At 60.0% G+C, this 15,551-nt stretch carries 16 protein-coding genes; 5 read left to right on the forward strand and 11 right to left on the reverse strand.

Annotation, left to right across the window (positions count from 1 at the left end; translation table 11 throughout):
- Nucleotides 1-2: 2 nt before the first annotated feature.
- From hflX to PSH88_RS27740, 7 genes are all read right to left on the reverse strand, one after another.
- Nucleotides 3-1,304, reverse strand: coding sequence for a ribosome rescue GTPase HflX (hflX, locus tag PSH88_RS27710; RefSeq protein WP_305423906.1), 1,302 nt, complete (start codon nt 1,302-1,304; stop codon nt 3-5).
- Between the two features lie 12 nt (nt 1,305-1,316).
- On the reverse strand, nt 1,317-1,577 hold the full coding sequence (gene hfq / locus PSH88_RS27715; protein ID WP_007902656.1) for an RNA chaperone Hfq: 261 nt from the start codon (nt 1,575-1,577) through the stop codon (nt 1,317-1,319).
- A 94-nt stretch (nt 1,578-1,671) separates the two neighbouring features.
- On the reverse strand, nt 1,672-2,643 hold the full coding sequence (gene miaA / locus PSH88_RS27720) for a tRNA (adenosine(37)-N6)-dimethylallyltransferase MiaA (RefSeq protein ID WP_305423907.1): 972 nt from the start codon (nt 2,641-2,643) through the stop codon (nt 1,672-1,674).
- Nucleotides 2,643-4,553 (reverse strand): DNA mismatch repair endonuclease MutL, encoded by a 1,911-nt coding sequence (mutL, locus tag PSH88_RS27725; RefSeq protein ID WP_370694673.1) that lies wholly within the window; start codon nt 4,551-4,553, stop codon nt 2,643-2,645. The genes miaA and mutL overlap by 1 nt, the downstream gene beginning before the upstream one ends.
- Nucleotides 4,550-5,977: an N-acetylmuramoyl-L-alanine amidase gene (locus tag PSH88_RS27730; RefSeq protein ID WP_305423909.1), complete on the reverse strand. Its 1,428-nt coding sequence runs from the start codon at nt 5,975-5,977 to the stop codon at nt 4,550-4,552. The genes mutL and PSH88_RS27730 overlap by 4 nt, the downstream gene beginning before the upstream one ends.
- Nucleotides 5,978-6,448 (reverse strand): tRNA (adenosine(37)-N6)-threonylcarbamoyltransferase complex ATPase subunit type 1 TsaE, encoded by a 471-nt coding sequence (gene tsaE, locus PSH88_RS27735; protein WP_305423911.1) that lies wholly within the window; start codon nt 6,446-6,448, stop codon nt 5,978-5,980. It lies immediately after the preceding gene.
- Nucleotides 6,436-7,935 (reverse strand): NAD(P)H-hydrate dehydratase, encoded by a 1,500-nt coding sequence (locus PSH88_RS27740; RefSeq protein WP_305423913.1) that lies wholly within the window; start codon nt 7,933-7,935, stop codon nt 6,436-6,438. The genes tsaE and PSH88_RS27740 overlap by 13 nt, the downstream gene beginning before the upstream one ends.
- Before the next feature lie 63 nt (nt 7,936-7,998).
- Here PSH88_RS27740 and queG point away from each other — a divergent pair, with 63 nt between their 5' ends.
- Nucleotides 7,999-9,063 (forward strand): tRNA epoxyqueuosine(34) reductase QueG, encoded by a 1,065-nt coding sequence (gene queG, locus PSH88_RS27745; RefSeq protein ID WP_305423914.1) that lies wholly within the window; start codon nt 7,999-8,001, stop codon nt 9,061-9,063.
- A 2-nt stretch (nt 9,064-9,065) separates the two neighbouring features.
- Here queG and PSH88_RS27750 read toward each other — a convergent pair whose 3' ends face one another.
- Both PSH88_RS27750 and orn read right to left on the reverse strand, forming a co-directional pair.
- A complete protein-coding gene (locus PSH88_RS27750) occupies nt 9,066-9,677 on the reverse strand; it encodes a trimeric intracellular cation channel family protein (RefSeq protein ID WP_030128339.1) in 612 nt (203 codons plus the stop codon).
- A 98-nt stretch (nt 9,678-9,775) separates the two neighbouring features.
- The gene (gene orn, locus PSH88_RS27755) at nt 9,776-10,318 is read right to left on the reverse strand and encodes an oligoribonuclease (protein ID WP_008068863.1); all 543 of its coding nucleotides are present in this window, start codon (nt 10,316-10,318) and stop codon (nt 9,776-9,778) included.
- Nucleotides 10,319-10,426: 108 nt separating this feature from the next.
- Here orn and rsgA point away from each other — a divergent pair, with 108 nt between their 5' ends.
- From rsgA to PSH88_RS27775, 4 genes are all read left to right on the forward strand, one after another.
- Nucleotides 10,427-11,458: a small ribosomal subunit biogenesis GTPase RsgA gene (gene rsgA / locus PSH88_RS27760; RefSeq protein ID WP_305423918.1), complete on the forward strand. Its 1,032-nt coding sequence runs from the start codon at nt 10,427-10,429 to the stop codon at nt 11,456-11,458.
- A gap of 212 nt (nt 11,459-11,670) precedes the next feature.
- A complete protein-coding gene (locus PSH88_RS27765; protein WP_305423920.1) occupies nt 11,671-12,078 on the forward strand; it encodes a TIR domain-containing protein in 408 nt (135 codons plus the stop codon).
- A gap of 3 nt (nt 12,079-12,081) precedes the next feature.
- Complete coding sequence (locus PSH88_RS27770) at nt 12,082-13,041, forward strand: caspase family protein (RefSeq protein ID WP_305423921.1); 960 nt, start codon at nt 12,082-12,084, stop codon at nt 13,039-13,041.
- Nucleotides 13,041-13,526 carry a toll/interleukin-1 receptor domain-containing protein gene (locus tag PSH88_RS27775; RefSeq protein ID WP_305423922.1) on the forward strand — a complete coding sequence of 162 codons (486 nt, stop codon included), beginning with the start codon at nt 13,041-13,043 and terminating at the stop codon, nt 13,524-13,526. The genes PSH88_RS27770 and PSH88_RS27775 overlap by 1 nt, the downstream gene beginning before the upstream one ends.
- Before the next feature lie 94 nt (nt 13,527-13,620).
- Here PSH88_RS27775 and motB read toward each other — a convergent pair whose 3' ends face one another.
- A complete protein-coding gene (motB, locus tag PSH88_RS27780; protein WP_305423924.1) occupies nt 13,621-14,649 on the reverse strand; it encodes a flagellar motor protein MotB in 1,029 nt (342 codons plus the stop codon).
- Between the two features lie 3 nt (nt 14,650-14,652).
- Entirely contained in the window at nt 14,653-15,504 is an 852-nt protein-coding gene (gene motA, locus PSH88_RS27785; RefSeq protein ID WP_008009851.1) for a flagellar motor stator protein MotA, read from the reverse strand.
- Nucleotides 15,505-15,551 lie beyond the last annotated feature (47 nt).

Consider the following 15,551-nt stretch of genomic DNA (forward strand, 5'->3'; position numbering starts at 1 on the left):
TTTTATTGCAAAGTGTGTTGCTCGATGAATTCTATCGGTTGCAGACCTTCGCGGCTCACGAGTCGATTCAATTCGATCCGAGGCAAGCGAACGGCCAGCAAGCTGATGCCTTCTTCGTCATGTTCTTCTTTTTGCACCGCACCGAGTTCGAAAAACTGCGCACGCAGTCGAGCAAAACGTTGCGGCAAGCGCAAGGTGCCAACAAACAAATCACTGCCCAACAGTTCGGCCACAGCCTGCTTGAGCAGGTCCAGGCCGGTACCGTCCTTGGCCGACAACCAGACCCGCTGCGGTTTGCCATCGGCATCACGCTGGATCTGCGGCTCAACACCCTCGAGCAAATCGAGTTTGTTGTATACCTCAAGGATCGGCAAGTCTTGTGCCCCGATCTCCCCGAGCACCACCATGACCTGTTCAATCTGGGCCATCCGCTCAGGCTCATGCGCATCGATCACATGCAGCAGCAGGTCGGAGTTGCTCGACTCTTCGAGCGTAGCCCGAAATGCCTCGACCAGCTTGTGCGGCAGGTGGCGAATGAAGCCCACGGTGTCGGCCAGCACGATCGGCCCGAGGTCATCGAGCTCGAGTCGACGCAAGGTCGGGTCGAGGGTAGCGAATAACTGGTCGGCGGCGAAGACGTCGGAATCGGTGACCGAATTGAACAGTGTCGATTTGCCGGCGTTGGTATACCCCACCAGTGAAACCGTCGGGATGTCAGCACGTTTGCGCCCGCGACGAGACTGCTCGCGCTGGCTGCGGACCTTTTCCAGACGCCCCTTGATCTGCCGCAGGCGAATCCGCAACAGGCGCCGGTCGGTTTCCAGCTGGGTTTCACCCGGGCCGCGCAGACCGATACCGCCCTTCTGCCGCTCAAGGTGAGTCCAGCCGCGAACCAGCCGCGTACTCATGTGTTCAAGCTGGGCCAGTTCAACCTGGAGCTTGCCTTCATGGGTGCGGGCGCGTTGGGCGAAGATATCGAGAATCAAACCCGTGCGGTCAATCACGCGGCACTCGAAAATACGTTCGAGGTTACGTTCCTGACTGGGCGTGAGGATGTGATTGAAAATCACCAGATCGACCTGTTCGGCGTTGACCAGGTCGCGTAATTCTTCGACCTTGCCGCTGCTGATCAGGGTTTTGGCGGTTGGCCGATGACGCGGCACGTTAAAAAACGCGACGGTCTCGGCGCCTGCCGAAATTGCCAACTCCTGAAACTCCTGCGGATCTTCGCGCGCCTCAGGGTCCTGACCATCCAAGTGAACGAGAATTGCCCGTTCACCACCACCGTGGCGCTCAAAGAACAAAGGAGACTCCTATCAGGCGTTACCTGGCTCAGCGTCACCTGCTTCGGATTCGGTTGCGCTAGGCAGACGAATTGGACGAACCGGCACCACTGTAGAGATAGCGTGTTTGTAAACCATTTGGCTAACGGTGTTTTTCAGCAGGATAACGAACTGGTCGAAAGACTCGATCGTGCCTTGCAGCTTGATCCCGTTGACCAGGTAGATGGAAACCCCCACTTTCTCTTTACGTAAAGTATTCAAGTAAGGGTCTTGTAGCGAATGCCCTTTTGACATGTGCCGCACTCCTTTAAGGATTCAATATAAAAAATAGGTAAACAGATGGCTTGGGGCCGTCACACCCCCAAGGATAGACGGCAATTGCAAGGACTCAGCTCAATATGGAGATGGTCCCGAGGTATTTCAAGGCGCGCGGCAGATTGTCGCAATCGAGGCTGTCCAACCAGTGTAAATCAGCCCAACTGCGCAGCCAGGTGAACTGGCGCTTTGCCAATTGGCGCGTGGCAATGATTCCACGCTCCTGCATCTCGGCTTGCGTCAGCTTGCCATCCAGGTAATCCCAGACTTGTCGATAGCCTACAGCACGTATAGACGGCATCCCCGAATTCAGGTCACCTCTATCTCGCAGGGCTACGACCTCGTCGATGAATCCCTGTTCCAACATATTTGTGAATCTTTGTTTAATGCGCTCGTGCAGTACCTGGCGATTTGCCGGAGCGATGGCCAAGTTCGCGACAGTATAGGGCAATTGTTGCAGTCCCGAAGCGGCTGCTTCAGTACTTTGCGCAGATTGTCGCAAGCGTAGCTCAGTCATGCTCTGACCGCTGACGCGATAAACTTCCAGCGCTCGACTGAGGCGCTGCGGATCGTTCGGATGAATTCGCGCTGCGGATTGCGGATCGATGACCGCCAATTGATCGTGCAGGGCTTGCCAGCCAAGGCGTGCAGCCTCTTCTTCGATTTGCGCACGCACGTCCGGATCGGCCGCCGGCATGTCGGCCAGACCTTCGAGCAAAGCCTTGTAGTAGAGCATTGTGCCGCCTACCAGCAGCGGGATTTTGCCCCGCGCGGTGATCTCGGCCATGGCCTCTAGCGCATCACGACGAAAATCCGCAGCCGAATAACTCTCGGCCGGGTCGAGAATATCGATCAAGCGATGCGGAAATTCGGCCAACAACTCTTTGGAAGGCTTGGCGGTGCCAATGTCCATGCCACGGTAAACCAGCGCCGAATCGACGCTGATCAGCTCGCAAGGCAGGACCTTGGTGAGTTCGATGGCCAGGTCGGTCTTGCCGGCAGCCGTCGGCCCCATCAGGAAAATCGCAGGAGGGAGCTGGCTCATCAACGACCGCGCAAAAACAGTTTGTCCAGATCGTCCAGGCCCAATTGGGTCCAGGTCGGTCGGCCATGGTTGCATTGACCGCTGCGTTCGGTGTTTTCCATGTCCCGCAGCAGACCGTTCATTTCCGGCAAGGCCAGACGCCGATTCGCGCGAATCGCGCCGTGGCAGGCCATGGTGCCGAGCAGTTCGTTCAGGTGTGCCTGAATCCGGTCGCTGGTGCCATATTCCATCAAATCCGCCAGAACGTCGCTGACCAGTCGATTGGCTTCAGCCTGTTTCAGCAACGCGGGGATTTGCCGGATCGCCAGCGACTCCGGGCCAAGACGCTGCAACTCAAAACCCAGCCGCTGGAACCACGCGGCGTGTTCTTCGGCACAATCGGCTTCGCGCTGACTGACCGCCAGGGACTCCGGCACCAACAGCGGCTGACCGCTCAGGCCTTCGCTGGCCATGGCGATTTTCAGGCGTTCGTACATGATCCGCTCGTGGGCGGCGTGCATGTCCACCAGTACCAGCCCCTGGGCGTTTTCCGAAAGAATATAGATGCCCTTGAGCTGCGCCAACGCGTAACCCAGCGGCGGAATGTCGTCCTGCCCGGCCGGCAGCGCGACCGCGTTGGCTTCGGGCAGTGGCGCGAAAAACTCACGGTAGGCCGCCTGGGCTTCAGCGACGGGCACGCCGGACTGAGGCCGCGGCGTGTACTGATACTGATAACCGGCACCAGCGCCCGAGCCAGCCGGCGTGTTGAACGACGGTTGTGCCTGAGGCTGTTCCAGCAGCGCATTGGCCGCCAGACGCATTTCGCCCTGCGGACCAAACTCACCGGCGTCGAGCCCGGTGGGCCTGACAATGGCCGTCGCAACAGGCGTGGCCAGATGATCTTCCGGCCGCACATCGCCGAGGGCGCGGTGCAAGGTGCCATAGAGGAAATCGTGAACCATGCGCCCGTCACGGAAGCGTACTTCGTGCTTGGTCGGGTGCACGTTGACGTCGACGCCCGCCGGATCGACTTCGAAAAACAGCACGAACGTCGGGTGCCGACCGTTGAACAGCACGTCGCGATAAGCCTGGCGCACCGCATGGGCCACCAGTTTGTCGCGCACGGCGCGGCCATTCACAAAGAAATACTGCAAGTCCGCCTGGCTGCGGTTGAAGGTCGGCAACCCGACCCAGCCCCACAGATGCAGGCCATTGCGTTCGATCTCGATCGGTAACGCCTGCTCCAGGAAACCCGCCCCGCAGATCGCCGCCACACGCCGGGCGCGGGCCGCGTCATCATGGGCTTCGTGCAGGCTGAGGATGGTTTTGCCGTTATGACGCAGATGGAACGCCACATCGAACCGCGCCAGCGCCAGACGTTTGATCACTTCTTGCAGGTGATCGAATTCGGTTTTTTCGGTCTTTAGAAATTTGCGGCGCGCCGGGGTATTGAAGAACAAATCGCGCACTTCCACCGAAGTCCCCACCGGATGGGCCGCCGGTTGTACACGAGGCGCCATGTCGCGGCCTTCGGTTTCCACCTGCCAGGCCTGATCGGCATCGCGAGTGCGGGAGGTCAGAGTCAGGCGCGCCACGGAACTGATGGACGCCAGCGCCTCACCACGAAACCCCAGGCTCATCACCTGTTCAAGGTCTTCCAGATTGCGAATCTTGCTGGTGGCGTGACGGGCCAGGGCCAGCGGCAGGTCATCGGCAGAAATGCCGCTGCCATCATCGCGCACCCGCAGCAGCTTGACGCCGCCCTGCTCCACATCAACATCGATGCGTTTGGCTCCGGAGTCGAGGCTGTTCTCCAGCAACTCCTTGATCACCGAGGCCGGGCGCTCAACCACTTCACCGGCAGCAATCTGGTTCGCCAACCGCGGGCTGAGCAGCTCGATACGCGCGGTGTTGGTCAGCACCTGGTTCATTCTTTGGCCGCCAGTTCAGTGCCGGGGATGGTCAATGTCTGACCGATCTTCAGCTCGTCGCTCTTGAGGTTGTTGGCGCTGCGCAAGGTGGCCGGAGCCACCTGATAGCGCACGGCGATCATCGCCAGGGTTTCGCCGGGATTGACGCGATGGTCACGCGGGCCCTGGGCGATTTTGCCGGAGTCGCGCAACCAGGCAATGTAGGTGCCCGGCGGTGGATTCTGCTGGAAAAATTGCCGTACGCCGCTGCTGATAGAACGCGCCAGCGCCTGCTGGTGGTTCGCTGCGGCCAGCTTGGAAGCTTCGTTGGCGTTGGAGATAAACCCGGTTTCCACCAGAATCGACGGGATGTCCGGCGACTTCAGTACCATGAACCCGGCTTGCTCCACGCGTTGTTTGTGCAGCGGCGTGACGCGACCGATGTTGCTCAAGACTTTCTGGCCAACGTTGAGGCTGGAGGTCAGGGAAGCGGTCATCGACAGATCGAGCAGCACGCCGGCCAGCATGCGGTCCTTGTCATCGAGGCTGACGTTGCCGGCACCGCCGATCAAGTCGGAACGGTTTTCGCTGTCGGCCAGCCAACGGGCGGTCTCCGACGTAGCGCCGCGGTCAGACAAAGCGAACACCGACGCACCGAACGCGGCGGCCGAAGGCGCGGCGTCGGCGTGGATCGAAACGAACAGGTCGGCGCCCTTCTTGCGGGCAATTTCGGTACGGCCGCGCAACGGAATGAAGTAGTCGCCGGTACGCGTCAGTTCGGCGCGGAAGCCTTTCATGCCATTGACCTGACGCTGCAGTTCACGGGCGATGGCCAGCACCACGTCTTTTTCACGCTGACCGCGCGAGCCCGAGGCGCCTGGGTCTTCACCACCGTGACCGGCATCGATCACCACAATGATGTCGCGCTTGCCGGCCGGGGCAGGCGGCAGCTTGACCGGCGGATCGACTGGCGTGACCGGCACCGGCGCCACAGTCGCGACGTTAGTCGGCACAGGAATTGGCGCGGCGTCGGCGGCGTTATCAAACAGGTCGACCACCAAGCGATTACCGTATTGGGCGTTGGGCGCCAAGGTAAAACTTTTCGGCGTGACGGCCTTTTTCAGGTCGATGACCACTCGCAGATCGGTCGGCGTACGCTGAGCCGAACGCATGGCGGTGATCGGAGTGTTGGAGGTATTGACGTTCAGCGGCGATCCCAGGGATGCGCCATTGATGTCGATCACCAGCCGATCCGGGGAGGTCAGGGTAAAAACGCTGTGCTGGACAGGCCCTGTCAGATCAAACACCAGTCGCGTGTTGTCCGGCGCCCGCCACAGGCGAACACTGTTGACCTTCGTCTCGGCCACAGCGTCGACGGTCACCGCCAGAAACAACAATCCTACGGCAGCAACCAACGCGCGAAAGCGCATACCTAACCCCATCATTTATTTGGATTCCAATACCAAAACGGCACACCACGACTCGCCACGCGAACCCTGGGGCAAAATTTTCAGCGAACGTCCGCTGTCTTGCGGGGTAATGGTAATGGTCAGGTCGGGCTTTGGCAAAAAGCCTGCACCGTTCCGGGGCCATTCGATCAGGCACAGTGCATCGTCTTCGAAATAGTCGCGGATGCCGAGGTACTCCAGCTCCTCCGGATCGACCAGACGATACAGGTCGAAATGGAAGGCGCGGATGGCGCCGATCTCGTAAGGCTCGACCAGGGTGAAGGTCGGACTTTTTACCGCGCCTGTATGCCCCAGCCCCCGGATAATGCCCCGGGACAGCGTGGTTTTCCCCGCCCCCAGATCTCCCTCGAGAAAAATCAGACCGTGCCCTTGGGTGGTTTTGGCGATACGTGCGCCAAAGTCGCTCATGGCCTGTTCATCGGCCAGGTACAGGGTTACTTCAGACACGGTGCTTGCTCCTCCAACAACTGACGAATGGCTGGAATCAGATCACTGGCCGCCAGCCCGCGGCCATATTTACCTTGTTGCGCGCCGGCATTGGCGTGCAGCCAGACCGCCAGGCACGCCGCGTCGTATGCGTCCATGCCCTGAGCGAGCAAGGCGCCGACCAGACCGGCCAGCACATCACCCAAACCGGCAGATGCCATGGCCGGATGGCCCTGATGACACAGCGCCAGACGCCCATCGGGGCTGGCGATCAGGCTGCCAGCGCCCTTGAGAACCACCGCCGCTGTATATTTTTTGCTCAACGCATGGGCAGCGGCCGGACGATCGGCCTGAACATCGGCCGTCGACACCCCCAGTAATCGCGCCGCCTCGCCAGGGTGCGGCGTGATAACACTACCTGCGGGCAAACTCACGCCACCTTCGGCCAACAGGTTCAACGCATCGGCGTCCCATACTTGCGGCAGCAGCGCATTGGCCGCGGCCGACAACAGACTGCGCCCCCAGGCGGCCTGCCCCAGCCCTGGGCCGACGACCAGCACCGTGACTCTCTCAAGCAGCCCCATCAATTGATTGGCCGACGAAATGCCGAGCACCATCGCTTCAGGCAAACGCGCCAATGCAGCCGGAACATGCTCGCTGCGAGTGGCCACAGACACCATGCCGGCACCGCTGCGCAAAGCACTTTGTGCACCGAGCAGGATGGCGCCGCCAAAACCGCGATCGCCGCCGATCAGCAATACGTGGCCAAATTTGCCTTTGTGGGAAGTGGGAGCGCGACCAGTCAGACGCGGCACATTACCGGCCGTCAGGCGACGAGCGCTGACCGTGGCCCCGATAAACGTCTCAGGAGCGGCTAGCAGATCATTGAATACCAAGTCGCCAACCACATCCGCAGCGTCACCGGTGAACAGACCCAGCTTCAAGCCGATGAACGTCACCGTCAGGTCGGCTCGAACCGCAATGCCGAGTATGCGGCCCGTATCGGCGCACAGCCCCGAAGGTATATCCACCGCCGCAACCGGTAGCCCACTGGCGTTGATCGCGGCAATGACACTGGCGTATGGCTCGCGTACTTCCCCGGTCAGGCCGGTGCCGAGCAAGGCATCCAGCACAATGCCACGCAGTTCTGAATGCGCGTTCCAGTCTTGAATGGCGACGCCTTCGGCTACTGCCTCGGCATGGGCCGATGCGGCATCGCCCTGCAAACGCCCGGGATCACCGGCGGCCAGCACCCGTACGTGCCAGCCGGCACGTCGGGCCAACACGGCCACCAGATAACCATCGCCCGCATTATTGCCGTGGCCGGCTACCACGCTCAGTTCGTGCCCGGTCGGCCAATGACGGACCAGCGCGCGCCAGGTTGCCCGCGCCGCACGCTGCATCAATTCGAAGCCCGGTGTACCGGCCGCGATCAGGCTCGCATCGAGCCCGCGGACTTGCGCGGCGCTATACAGCGCGTCGGGTAATTCATCTTTAGTGTGCGGCATGCGTCTTCAGGCTCCGATGTCTGGCAGAATTATACGCACCTCAGCTCCGGTTTCTCTCGCCTCATGCCCGCTATTACCACAGACCTGCCCGCCCTCGCCCAATCCATCAAGGACTGGGGCCGCGAGCTGGGCTTTCAGCAAGTCGGCATCAGCGGCCTCGACCTGGCCGAGCATGAGCAGCACCTGGAGCGCTGGCTCGCGGCCGGCTACCACGGCGAAATGGACTACATGGGCGCCCATGGCAGCAAACGTTCGCACCCGGAAGAACTGGTGCCGGGCACCCTGCGGGTCGTTTCCCTGCGCATGGATTACCTGCCGGGCGACACCGAAATGGCCAAACGCCTGGCCGAACCGGAAAAAGCCTACGTCTCGCGTTATGCCTTGGGCCGCGATTACCACAAATTGATCCGTAAACGCGTGCAACAACTGGCGGAAAAAATTCAGGCAGTGATCGGCCCGTTCGGCTATCGCGCCTTTGTCGACAGCGCCCCGGTACTGGAAAAAGCCATCGCCGAACAGGCTGGCCTGGGCTGGATCGGCAAAAACACCCTGGTCTTGAATCGCAAGGCCGGCAGCTACTTCTTCCTCAGCGAACTGTTCGTCGACCTGCCGCTGCCGGTCGACCCGCCTCACGCCACCGAACACTGCGGTCGCTGCACCGCCTGTCTGGACATCTGCCCGACCAACGCCTTCGTCGGTCCGTATGTACTGGACGCCCGGCGCTGCATTTCGTACCTGACCATCGAACTGAAAAGTGCGATCCCCGAAGATTTGCGGCCATTGATCGGCAATCGGGTATTCGGTTGCGATGACTGCCAGATCGTCTGCCCGTGGAACCGCTTCGCCCGACCTTCCGGGGAAAGCGACTTCAAACCCCGGCATAACCTGGACAACGCCGAACTGGCCGAGCTGTTCATGTGGGACGAAGAAAAATTCCTCAGCAGTACTGAGGGTTCGCCGTTACGGCGGGCCGGTTACGAGCGCTGGTTGCGCAATCTGGCGGTCGGCTTGGGTAATGCGCCGTCGAGCATTCCGGTGCTGGAAGCGCTGAAGGCCCGACGGGATTATCCGTCGGAGCTGGTACGCGAGCACGTCGAATGGGCGCTGAAACAACACGGACTCGCGTAGGGTCAGGCCTCGTCGTTATAAACGAACTTGGGCATTTCCCAGTGGAAACGGATCGCCAGCAAGCGCAGCAGGAAGCCACCGAACAGGGTGATCAGGATTGCCTGTTCACCGGGTAATTGCAGATAGATGCAGAGCAGATAGCACCACGCAGCGGCAAACGAGACGCTGGCGTAGAGTTCGCGGCGGAAGATCAACGGGATGTCGTTACAGAAAATGTCCCGCAGGATGCCGCCAAACACCCCGGTGATCACCCCGCTGACCGAGGCCACCAGCATGCCGTGGCCCATTTCCAGCGCCGTCATGCAGCCGATCAGGGTGAATGCCACCAGGCCCACCGCGTCGAGCACCAGAAACAGCGAACGCAGATGACGCATCCAGCGGGCGATGAAGATCGTCAGCATCGCCGCGACGGAGGTCAGCACCAGGTATTCCGGGTGTTTGACCCAGGTCAGCGGGTAGTGGCCGAGCAACACGTCGCGTACCGAACCGCCGCCCAGCGCCGTGACGCATGCAATCAACACCACGCCAAACCAGTCCATGCCGCGACGCCCCGCAGACAGGGCGCCAGTCATGGCTTCGGCGGTAATGGCGATCAGGTAGAGCATCAGCAACATAGTGGCGGTCCTTACAGGAAGGCGCGCAGTCTACTCAGATCGTCAGGGCACCAAAAGGGGGCAAGCTCCCTCGCCACAAAAGCCTTACCTTTTACCTATCAGAACTTGATGAAATTCTTGCGGTAGTGCTGCAACTCAGCGATCGATTCGCGGATGTCGTCCAGGGCCAGGTGGGTGCTGCCCTTTTTGAAGCTGTCGCGTACGTCCGGTGCCCAGCGAGCGGCCAGCTCTTTGAGGGTCGACACATCGAGGTTGCGGTAGTGGAAATAGCTTTCCAGCGACTTCATGTGGGTATAAAGGAAGCGACGGTCCTGGCAGATGCTGTTGCCACAGATCGGCGACTTGCCCTTCGGCACCCATTTTTCCAGGAAGGCGATGGTCTCGGCTTCGGCTTCGGCCATGCTGATGCGGCTGTCGCGAACCCGCTGGGTCAGCCCGGAGCCGCCATGCTGACGGGTATTCCACTCATCCATGCCAGCGAGAATCTCGTCGCTGTGATGGATGGCGATCACCGGACCTTCGGCCAAGGTGTTCAAATTACTGTCGGTGACGATAGTGGCCATCTCGATGATGACGTCGGTATCAGGGTTCAGACCGGTCATTTCCAGGTCGATCCAGATCAGGTTCAGCGGGTTTTGCATGAGTCGGCTCCTCGGCGTAGGTGCGCAGTTTAGCCTAGGGGAGGCCACCGGGCGTGCTAAACTCGCGGCCGTTTTACCTAATCGCTGCATTCTCGATACGGAACACCCATGGCCAAACGCCAACTCAATCGTCGTCAAAACTGGCGCATCGAAAAGATTCAGGGCGAGCGCGCTGCCCGCGCCGCCAAACGCGAGTCCTCGGCTGTCGAGGCCCTCGAAGGCGGCGACCTGGGTCCGGAACAGACGGGCCTGGTGATCGCGCACTTCGGTGTGCAGGTCGAAGTCGAGGCCCTCGATGGCGAATTGGCCGGCCAGGTGTTCCGCTGTCATTTGCGCGCCAACCTGCCAGCGCTGGTGACCGGCGATCAGGTCGTGTGGCGTGCCGGCAACCAGGGCATCGGCGTGATCGTGGCGCAACTGCCGCGCAAAACCGAGCTCTGCCGCCCGGATAGCCGTGGCCAGCTCAAGCCGGTGGCGGCCAACGTCGACATGATCGTCATCGTCTTCGCGCCGCTGCCCGAGCCTCATGCCAACTTGATCGACCGTTATCTGGTCGCTGCGGAACACGCCGGTATTCGGCCGTTGCTGCTGCTGAACAAATTCGACCTGATCGACGAGCAGAACGCCCCGGCGCTGAATGCCTTGCTGGCGGTTTACCGCACGCTGGGTTATCCGGTGCTGGAAGTCTCGGCGCACCACGGCAATGGCATGGAGCAGTTGCAGAAGCAGCTGGACGGGCACATCAGCGTGTTCGTCGGCCAGTCCGGCGTCGGCAAGTCGTCGCTGGTCAACAGCTTGCTGCCGGAAGTCGACACCCGCGTCGGCCCGCTGTCCGAGCTGTCGGGCCAGGGCACCCACACCACCACCACCGCGCGGTTGTTCCACTTCCCCGGTGGCGGTGAGTTGATCGACTCCCCAGGTATTCGTGAGTTCGGCCTGGGCCACGTCAGCCGTGCCGACGTCGAAGCCGGTTTCATCGAGTTCAACGACTTGATCGGCACCTGCCGCTTCCGCGACTGCAAGCACGACCGCGAGCCGGGTTGCGCCTTGCTCAAGGCTTTGGAAGAGGGCCGCGTGCAGCAGCAACGGATGAACAGCTACCGCTCGATCATCGCTAGCCTGCCCGAAACCAGCTACTAAACAGACGTGCCAGCCGCCCCTGACTCGTACGGGGCGGTGGTCGTTCGTGGCATCCCACAAAAACCCCCTCAATTAAACGTCAGACCTCTCTGTAAGGCTTCTTCGCGCCTGCCTGAAGGACGCGTCTCTTTAACCGCCAAGGCCTTGTTGCGGCCATTCAAGTGCATACATTCGAGCCCTCATCGCATTTCTGGCGATACCGAGGGACAGCCATGCAAACCTATCATTTGTTCATCAGCCACTCGTGGAACTACTCAGACGCCCACGACAATCTGGTCCGCCTGCTCAATGCAAAACCCGGCTTCACGTTCAAGAATTTTTCGGTGCCACCGGACAATCCGATCATCGGCGCGAAAACCGACAAACAACTTGAAGAAGCCATCGAAAACAAAATTCGGCTCTGCTCGGCAGTGCTGATCATGGCAGGCATGTATTCCACCTACAGCAAGTGGATCAACAAGGAAATCGAGATCGCCAAGCGCATGAACAAGGTGATTATCGCGGTCAAGCCGTTTGGTGCGGAGCGGATTTCCACGGTGGTACGCCGGGCGGCGCACGCGGAATGTGCGTGGAACACCAATAGCATCATCGGTGCCATTCGCACTCATGCAGCGGGGTGAACCATGCGCAAGGGACTGTTCATCGGCATTAATAACTACAGCCATGTTTCGCAATTGAGTGGTTGCAACAACGACGCGATGGCCATGGCTTCGGTGCTGAAAACCGACGCCAATGGCGATCCGAATTTCAAGAACCTGGTGCTGACCTCCGCCGAAGATTATCTGAGTCGTGAAAAGCTCGAAGGGCATATCCAGGAATTGTTTTCAGGCGATTGCAGCGTTGCACTGCTGTACTTCGCCGGCCACGGCAACTTCGACATCGATACGGACGAAGGCATGCTGATCCCCCAGGACTACAAATCCGCCAAGGATGGAATTCGCATCAGCGACATCCTGAATTGGGCGACCAAAGCCGTAAAAATCAAAAACAAAGTGATTATTCTCGACTGCTGTCAGGCTGGCTCGGCGGGCGAAGTGCGGGCGCTGCGCAGCGAAAGCAGCATGGTGTGCGAAGGCATGACCATCCTCACCGCGTGCAAAAAGGAAGAGCCGGCCATGGAAGGCGCCAACCACGGCGTCTTCACCGGGCTGTTGCTGCAGGCACTGCACGGCGGCGCCGCGAACATCCTGGGGAAAATCACGCCCGGCAGCCTCTATTCATTCGTCGACAACGCTCTCGACGCGTGGGAACAGCGCCCAGTGTTCAAGACCAATGTGTCGCAGTTCATTTCATTGCGAGAAGTCTCGCCGCTGATCCCCAAAGAGATTCTGCGCAAACTGCCCGATTGGTTCGAAGAGGCGGAATCAATGTTCGCCCTCGACCCCAGCTACGAACCTACCGAAGCCACGTTCGACCCGGAGCACGGTGAAGTGTTCGCCCAACTGCAAAAGTGCAACCGCCACAGCCTGATCGAACCGGTGGACGCCGAACACATGTACTACGCCGCCCTCCACTCCACCGGCTGTCGCCTCACCGCCCTCGGCGCCTATTACCGCGAACTCGCGATCAAGGGACATTTTTGATGCCTGTGTTTATCAGTTACCGCCACACCGACCGCGCCCAGGCGATGGCCATCAATGCGCGCCTGAAACTAGCGAACATCAAGACCTATCTCGACGTGTTGGACACCGAATCCCAGCAAACCGACGACATCACCGCCGTCATCACCCGCAACATTACCGAATGCACGCACTTGCTGGCGGTGGTCTCGCAGGAGACTGCCATGTCCTGGTGGGTGCCGTTTGAAATCGGCGAAGCAACCATCAGTGATCGCAGGATCTGCTCTTACAAGATCGGTCCCAGCGCACTGCCGCTGTACCTGGATAAATGGCCGAAGTTGAGTGGTGATACCGATCTCGACTTTTTTATCGATGCCTACCGCAAAGAGGCCATGTTGGAGCGCTCGACAGGAATAGAGTCTTTCAGCGAATCCATTCGCGGCACCTTCAAGCGTAATGCCGATCTGTTCCATGACCAGCTCAAGGACCGCATTCGTCGCGGTTACTGATCCGCACAAAAAAGCCGCGATGTTCGCGGCTTTCTGATTTTCAGTGCTGATCTCGATCATTTTCGTAAAGCCACGAAAATGATCAGTAGCATGGTCACTGCTTGGGCGCCTCACCCGGTTTCGGCACAGGATCATCAAACAGATTCAACCGCTCCCGAAGCTCATGGGCCGGCAGCGGTTCCTTATCCGCCGGCAAGGCATTCGGATCGGCTGGCGGCGCGGGCACTTCGCCTGGGCCACCCTGCCCTTGCGTTGGCACTGGCGCAGGTTCGGCACCTTGCGAACCTTCGATGGCTCGCTGGGCTTTCTTGGTCAGCACGACGATGTCGATGCGACGGTTGACCGGGTTGAACGGGTTCTCCCGGTCGAACAGCGCTGACGAGGCGTAGCCCACGACTCGCGCCACTTGTGAATCCGGGTAGCTGCCGGCGATCAACGCACGGCGAGCCGCGTTGGCGCGGTTGGCCGAGAGCTCCCAGTTGCCGAAGTCGCCGGTGCCCGAGTACGGCTTGGCATCTGTGTGGCCGCTGATGCTGATCTTGTTCGGCACCGCCTTGATGGTGTCGGCCATGGCCAGCAGGATGTCTTCGAAATACGGCTTCAGACGCGCACTGCCGGAGTCGAACATCGGGCGGTTTTCGGCGTCCACTATCTGGATGCGCAAACCGTCCTGAGTGATCTCGAAGAGGATCTGGTCCTTGAACTTCTGCAACTGCGGGTTTTCTTCGACCTTGTTCTGCAGCTCTTGCAGCAGCAATTCCAGGCGTTCCTTCTCGACCAGCTCGGCCATGCCTTCGACCTGTTCAGAGTCGATCGTCACCTTGTCCGGCTGGGGCTGGGATTTCACCTCGGGGTTGAGGGTGTTCTCCGGTGCCAGGGTCGGCGAGCCGCCCAGATCGATGATGTATGGCGTGCCACTTTCGCTAAAACCGACCGGGTCCTTGAAGTAACCGGCGATGGCGATCTTCTGTTCCGGTGTTGCGGTGGACAACAGCCATAGCACCAGGAAGAACGCCATCATCGCCGTTGCGAAGTCCGCGAAGGCGATTTTCCAGGAGCCCCCGTGATGCCCGCCCGCGTACTTTTTGACGCGCTTGATGATTATCGGCTGGTTATTTTCCATGACTTAGCGACCGCGAACCGCTTGTTCCAGCTCAGCGAAGCTAGGACGGTGCGCCGGGTACAGAACCTTGCGACCGAATTCCACCGCCAGCGATGGCGGCATGCCGGAAGCCGAAGCCACCAGCGAGGCCTTGATGGCTTCGTAGACGTTCAGTTCTTCCTTGGCGTCGTGGCCCAGGGCGTGTGCCAGCGGGCCAAAGAAACCGTAGGCCGCGAGAATACCGAAGAAGGTACCTACCAGAGCCGCACCCACGTGCAGGCCAATCATTTTCTGGTCGCTTTCACCCAACGAAGCCATGGTCACCACGATACCCAATACCGCCGCGACGATACCGAAGCCCGGCATGGCATCGGCGATGCCGTTGACGGCGTGGGAGGGGTGATCCAGGTCTTCCTTGAGGCTGGTCAGTTCCATGTCGAACAAGCCTTCAAGCTCATGGGGCGCCATGTTGCCGGAGGACATGATGCGCAGGTAATCGCAGATGTACGCGGTCATGCGGTCATCTTTCAGGACTGCTGGATACTTGGCGAAGATCGGGCTCGCAGCGGCATCTTCGATGTCGCCTTCGATGGCCATCATGCCTTCGCGACGGCTCTTGTTGAGAATCTCGTAAATCAGCCCCAGCACTTCCAGGTAGAAGGTGTGGTTGAAACGCGAACTGAACATGCCCAAGGACTTCTTGAGCACGTGCATCGTCATATGACCGGGGTTGGCCTGCAGGAATGCACCAAGGGCCGCGCCACCGATAATCATCACCTCGAAAGGCTGGATGAGGGCGGCAATCTTGCCGTGGGAAAGCACGTATCCGCCGAGCACGCTCGCGAATACGACGATGATGCCGATAATTTTAGCCATAGGTAGGAGAGCACTTACTGAGTCGGGTTCAAGGTCATATTCGGAAG

This window comes from Pseudomonas wuhanensis (assembly GCF_030687395.1).
GTDB lineage: Bacteria > Pseudomonadota > Gammaproteobacteria > Pseudomonadales > Pseudomonadaceae > Aquipseudomonas > Aquipseudomonas wuhanensis.

Coding starts and splice junctions, on each gene's coding strand:
- hfq (WP_007902656.1), bottom strand. CDS start 1,577: ATGTCAAAAGGGCATTCGCTACAAGACCCTTACTTGAATACTTTACGT.
- miaA (WP_305423907.1), bottom strand. CDS start 2,643: ATGAGCCAGCTCCCTCCTGCGATTTTCCTGATGGGGCCGACGGCTGCC.
- mutL (WP_370694673.1), bottom strand. CDS start 4,553: ATGAACCAGGTGCTGACCAACACCGCGCGTATCGAGCTGCTCAGCCCG.
- PSH88_RS27730 (WP_305423909.1), bottom strand. CDS start 5,977: ATGATGGGGTTAGGTATGCGCTTTCGCGCGTTGGTTGCTGCCGTAGGA.
- PSH88_RS27740 (WP_305423913.1), bottom strand. CDS start 7,935: ATGCCGCACACTAAAGATGAATTACCCGACGCGCTGTATAGCGCCGCG.
- queG (WP_305423914.1), top strand. CDS start 7,999: ATGCCCGCTATTACCACAGACCTGCCCGCCCTCGCCCAATCCATCAAG.
- PSH88_RS27750 (WP_030128339.1), bottom strand. CDS start 9,677: ATGTTGCTGATGCTCTACCTGATCGCCATTACCGCCGAAGCCATGACT.
- orn (WP_008068863.1), bottom strand. CDS start 10,318: ATGCAAAACCCGCTGAACCTGATCTGGATCGACCTGGAAATGACCGGT.
- rsgA (WP_305423918.1), top strand. CDS start 10,427: ATGGCCAAACGCCAACTCAATCGTCGTCAAAACTGGCGCATCGAAAAG.
- PSH88_RS27765 (WP_305423920.1), top strand. CDS start 11,671: ATGCAAACCTATCATTTGTTCATCAGCCACTCGTGGAACTACTCAGAC.
- PSH88_RS27770 (WP_305423921.1), top strand. CDS start 12,082: ATGCGCAAGGGACTGTTCATCGGCATTAATAACTACAGCCATGTTTCG.
- PSH88_RS27775 (WP_305423922.1), top strand. CDS start 13,041: ATGCCTGTGTTTATCAGTTACCGCCACACCGACCGCGCCCAGGCGATG.
- motB (WP_305423924.1), bottom strand. CDS start 14,649: ATGGAAAATAACCAGCCGATAATCATCAAGCGCGTCAAAAAGTACGCG.
- motA (WP_008009851.1), bottom strand. CDS start 15,504: ATGGCTAAAATTATCGGCATCATCGTCGTATTCGCGAGCGTGCTCGGC.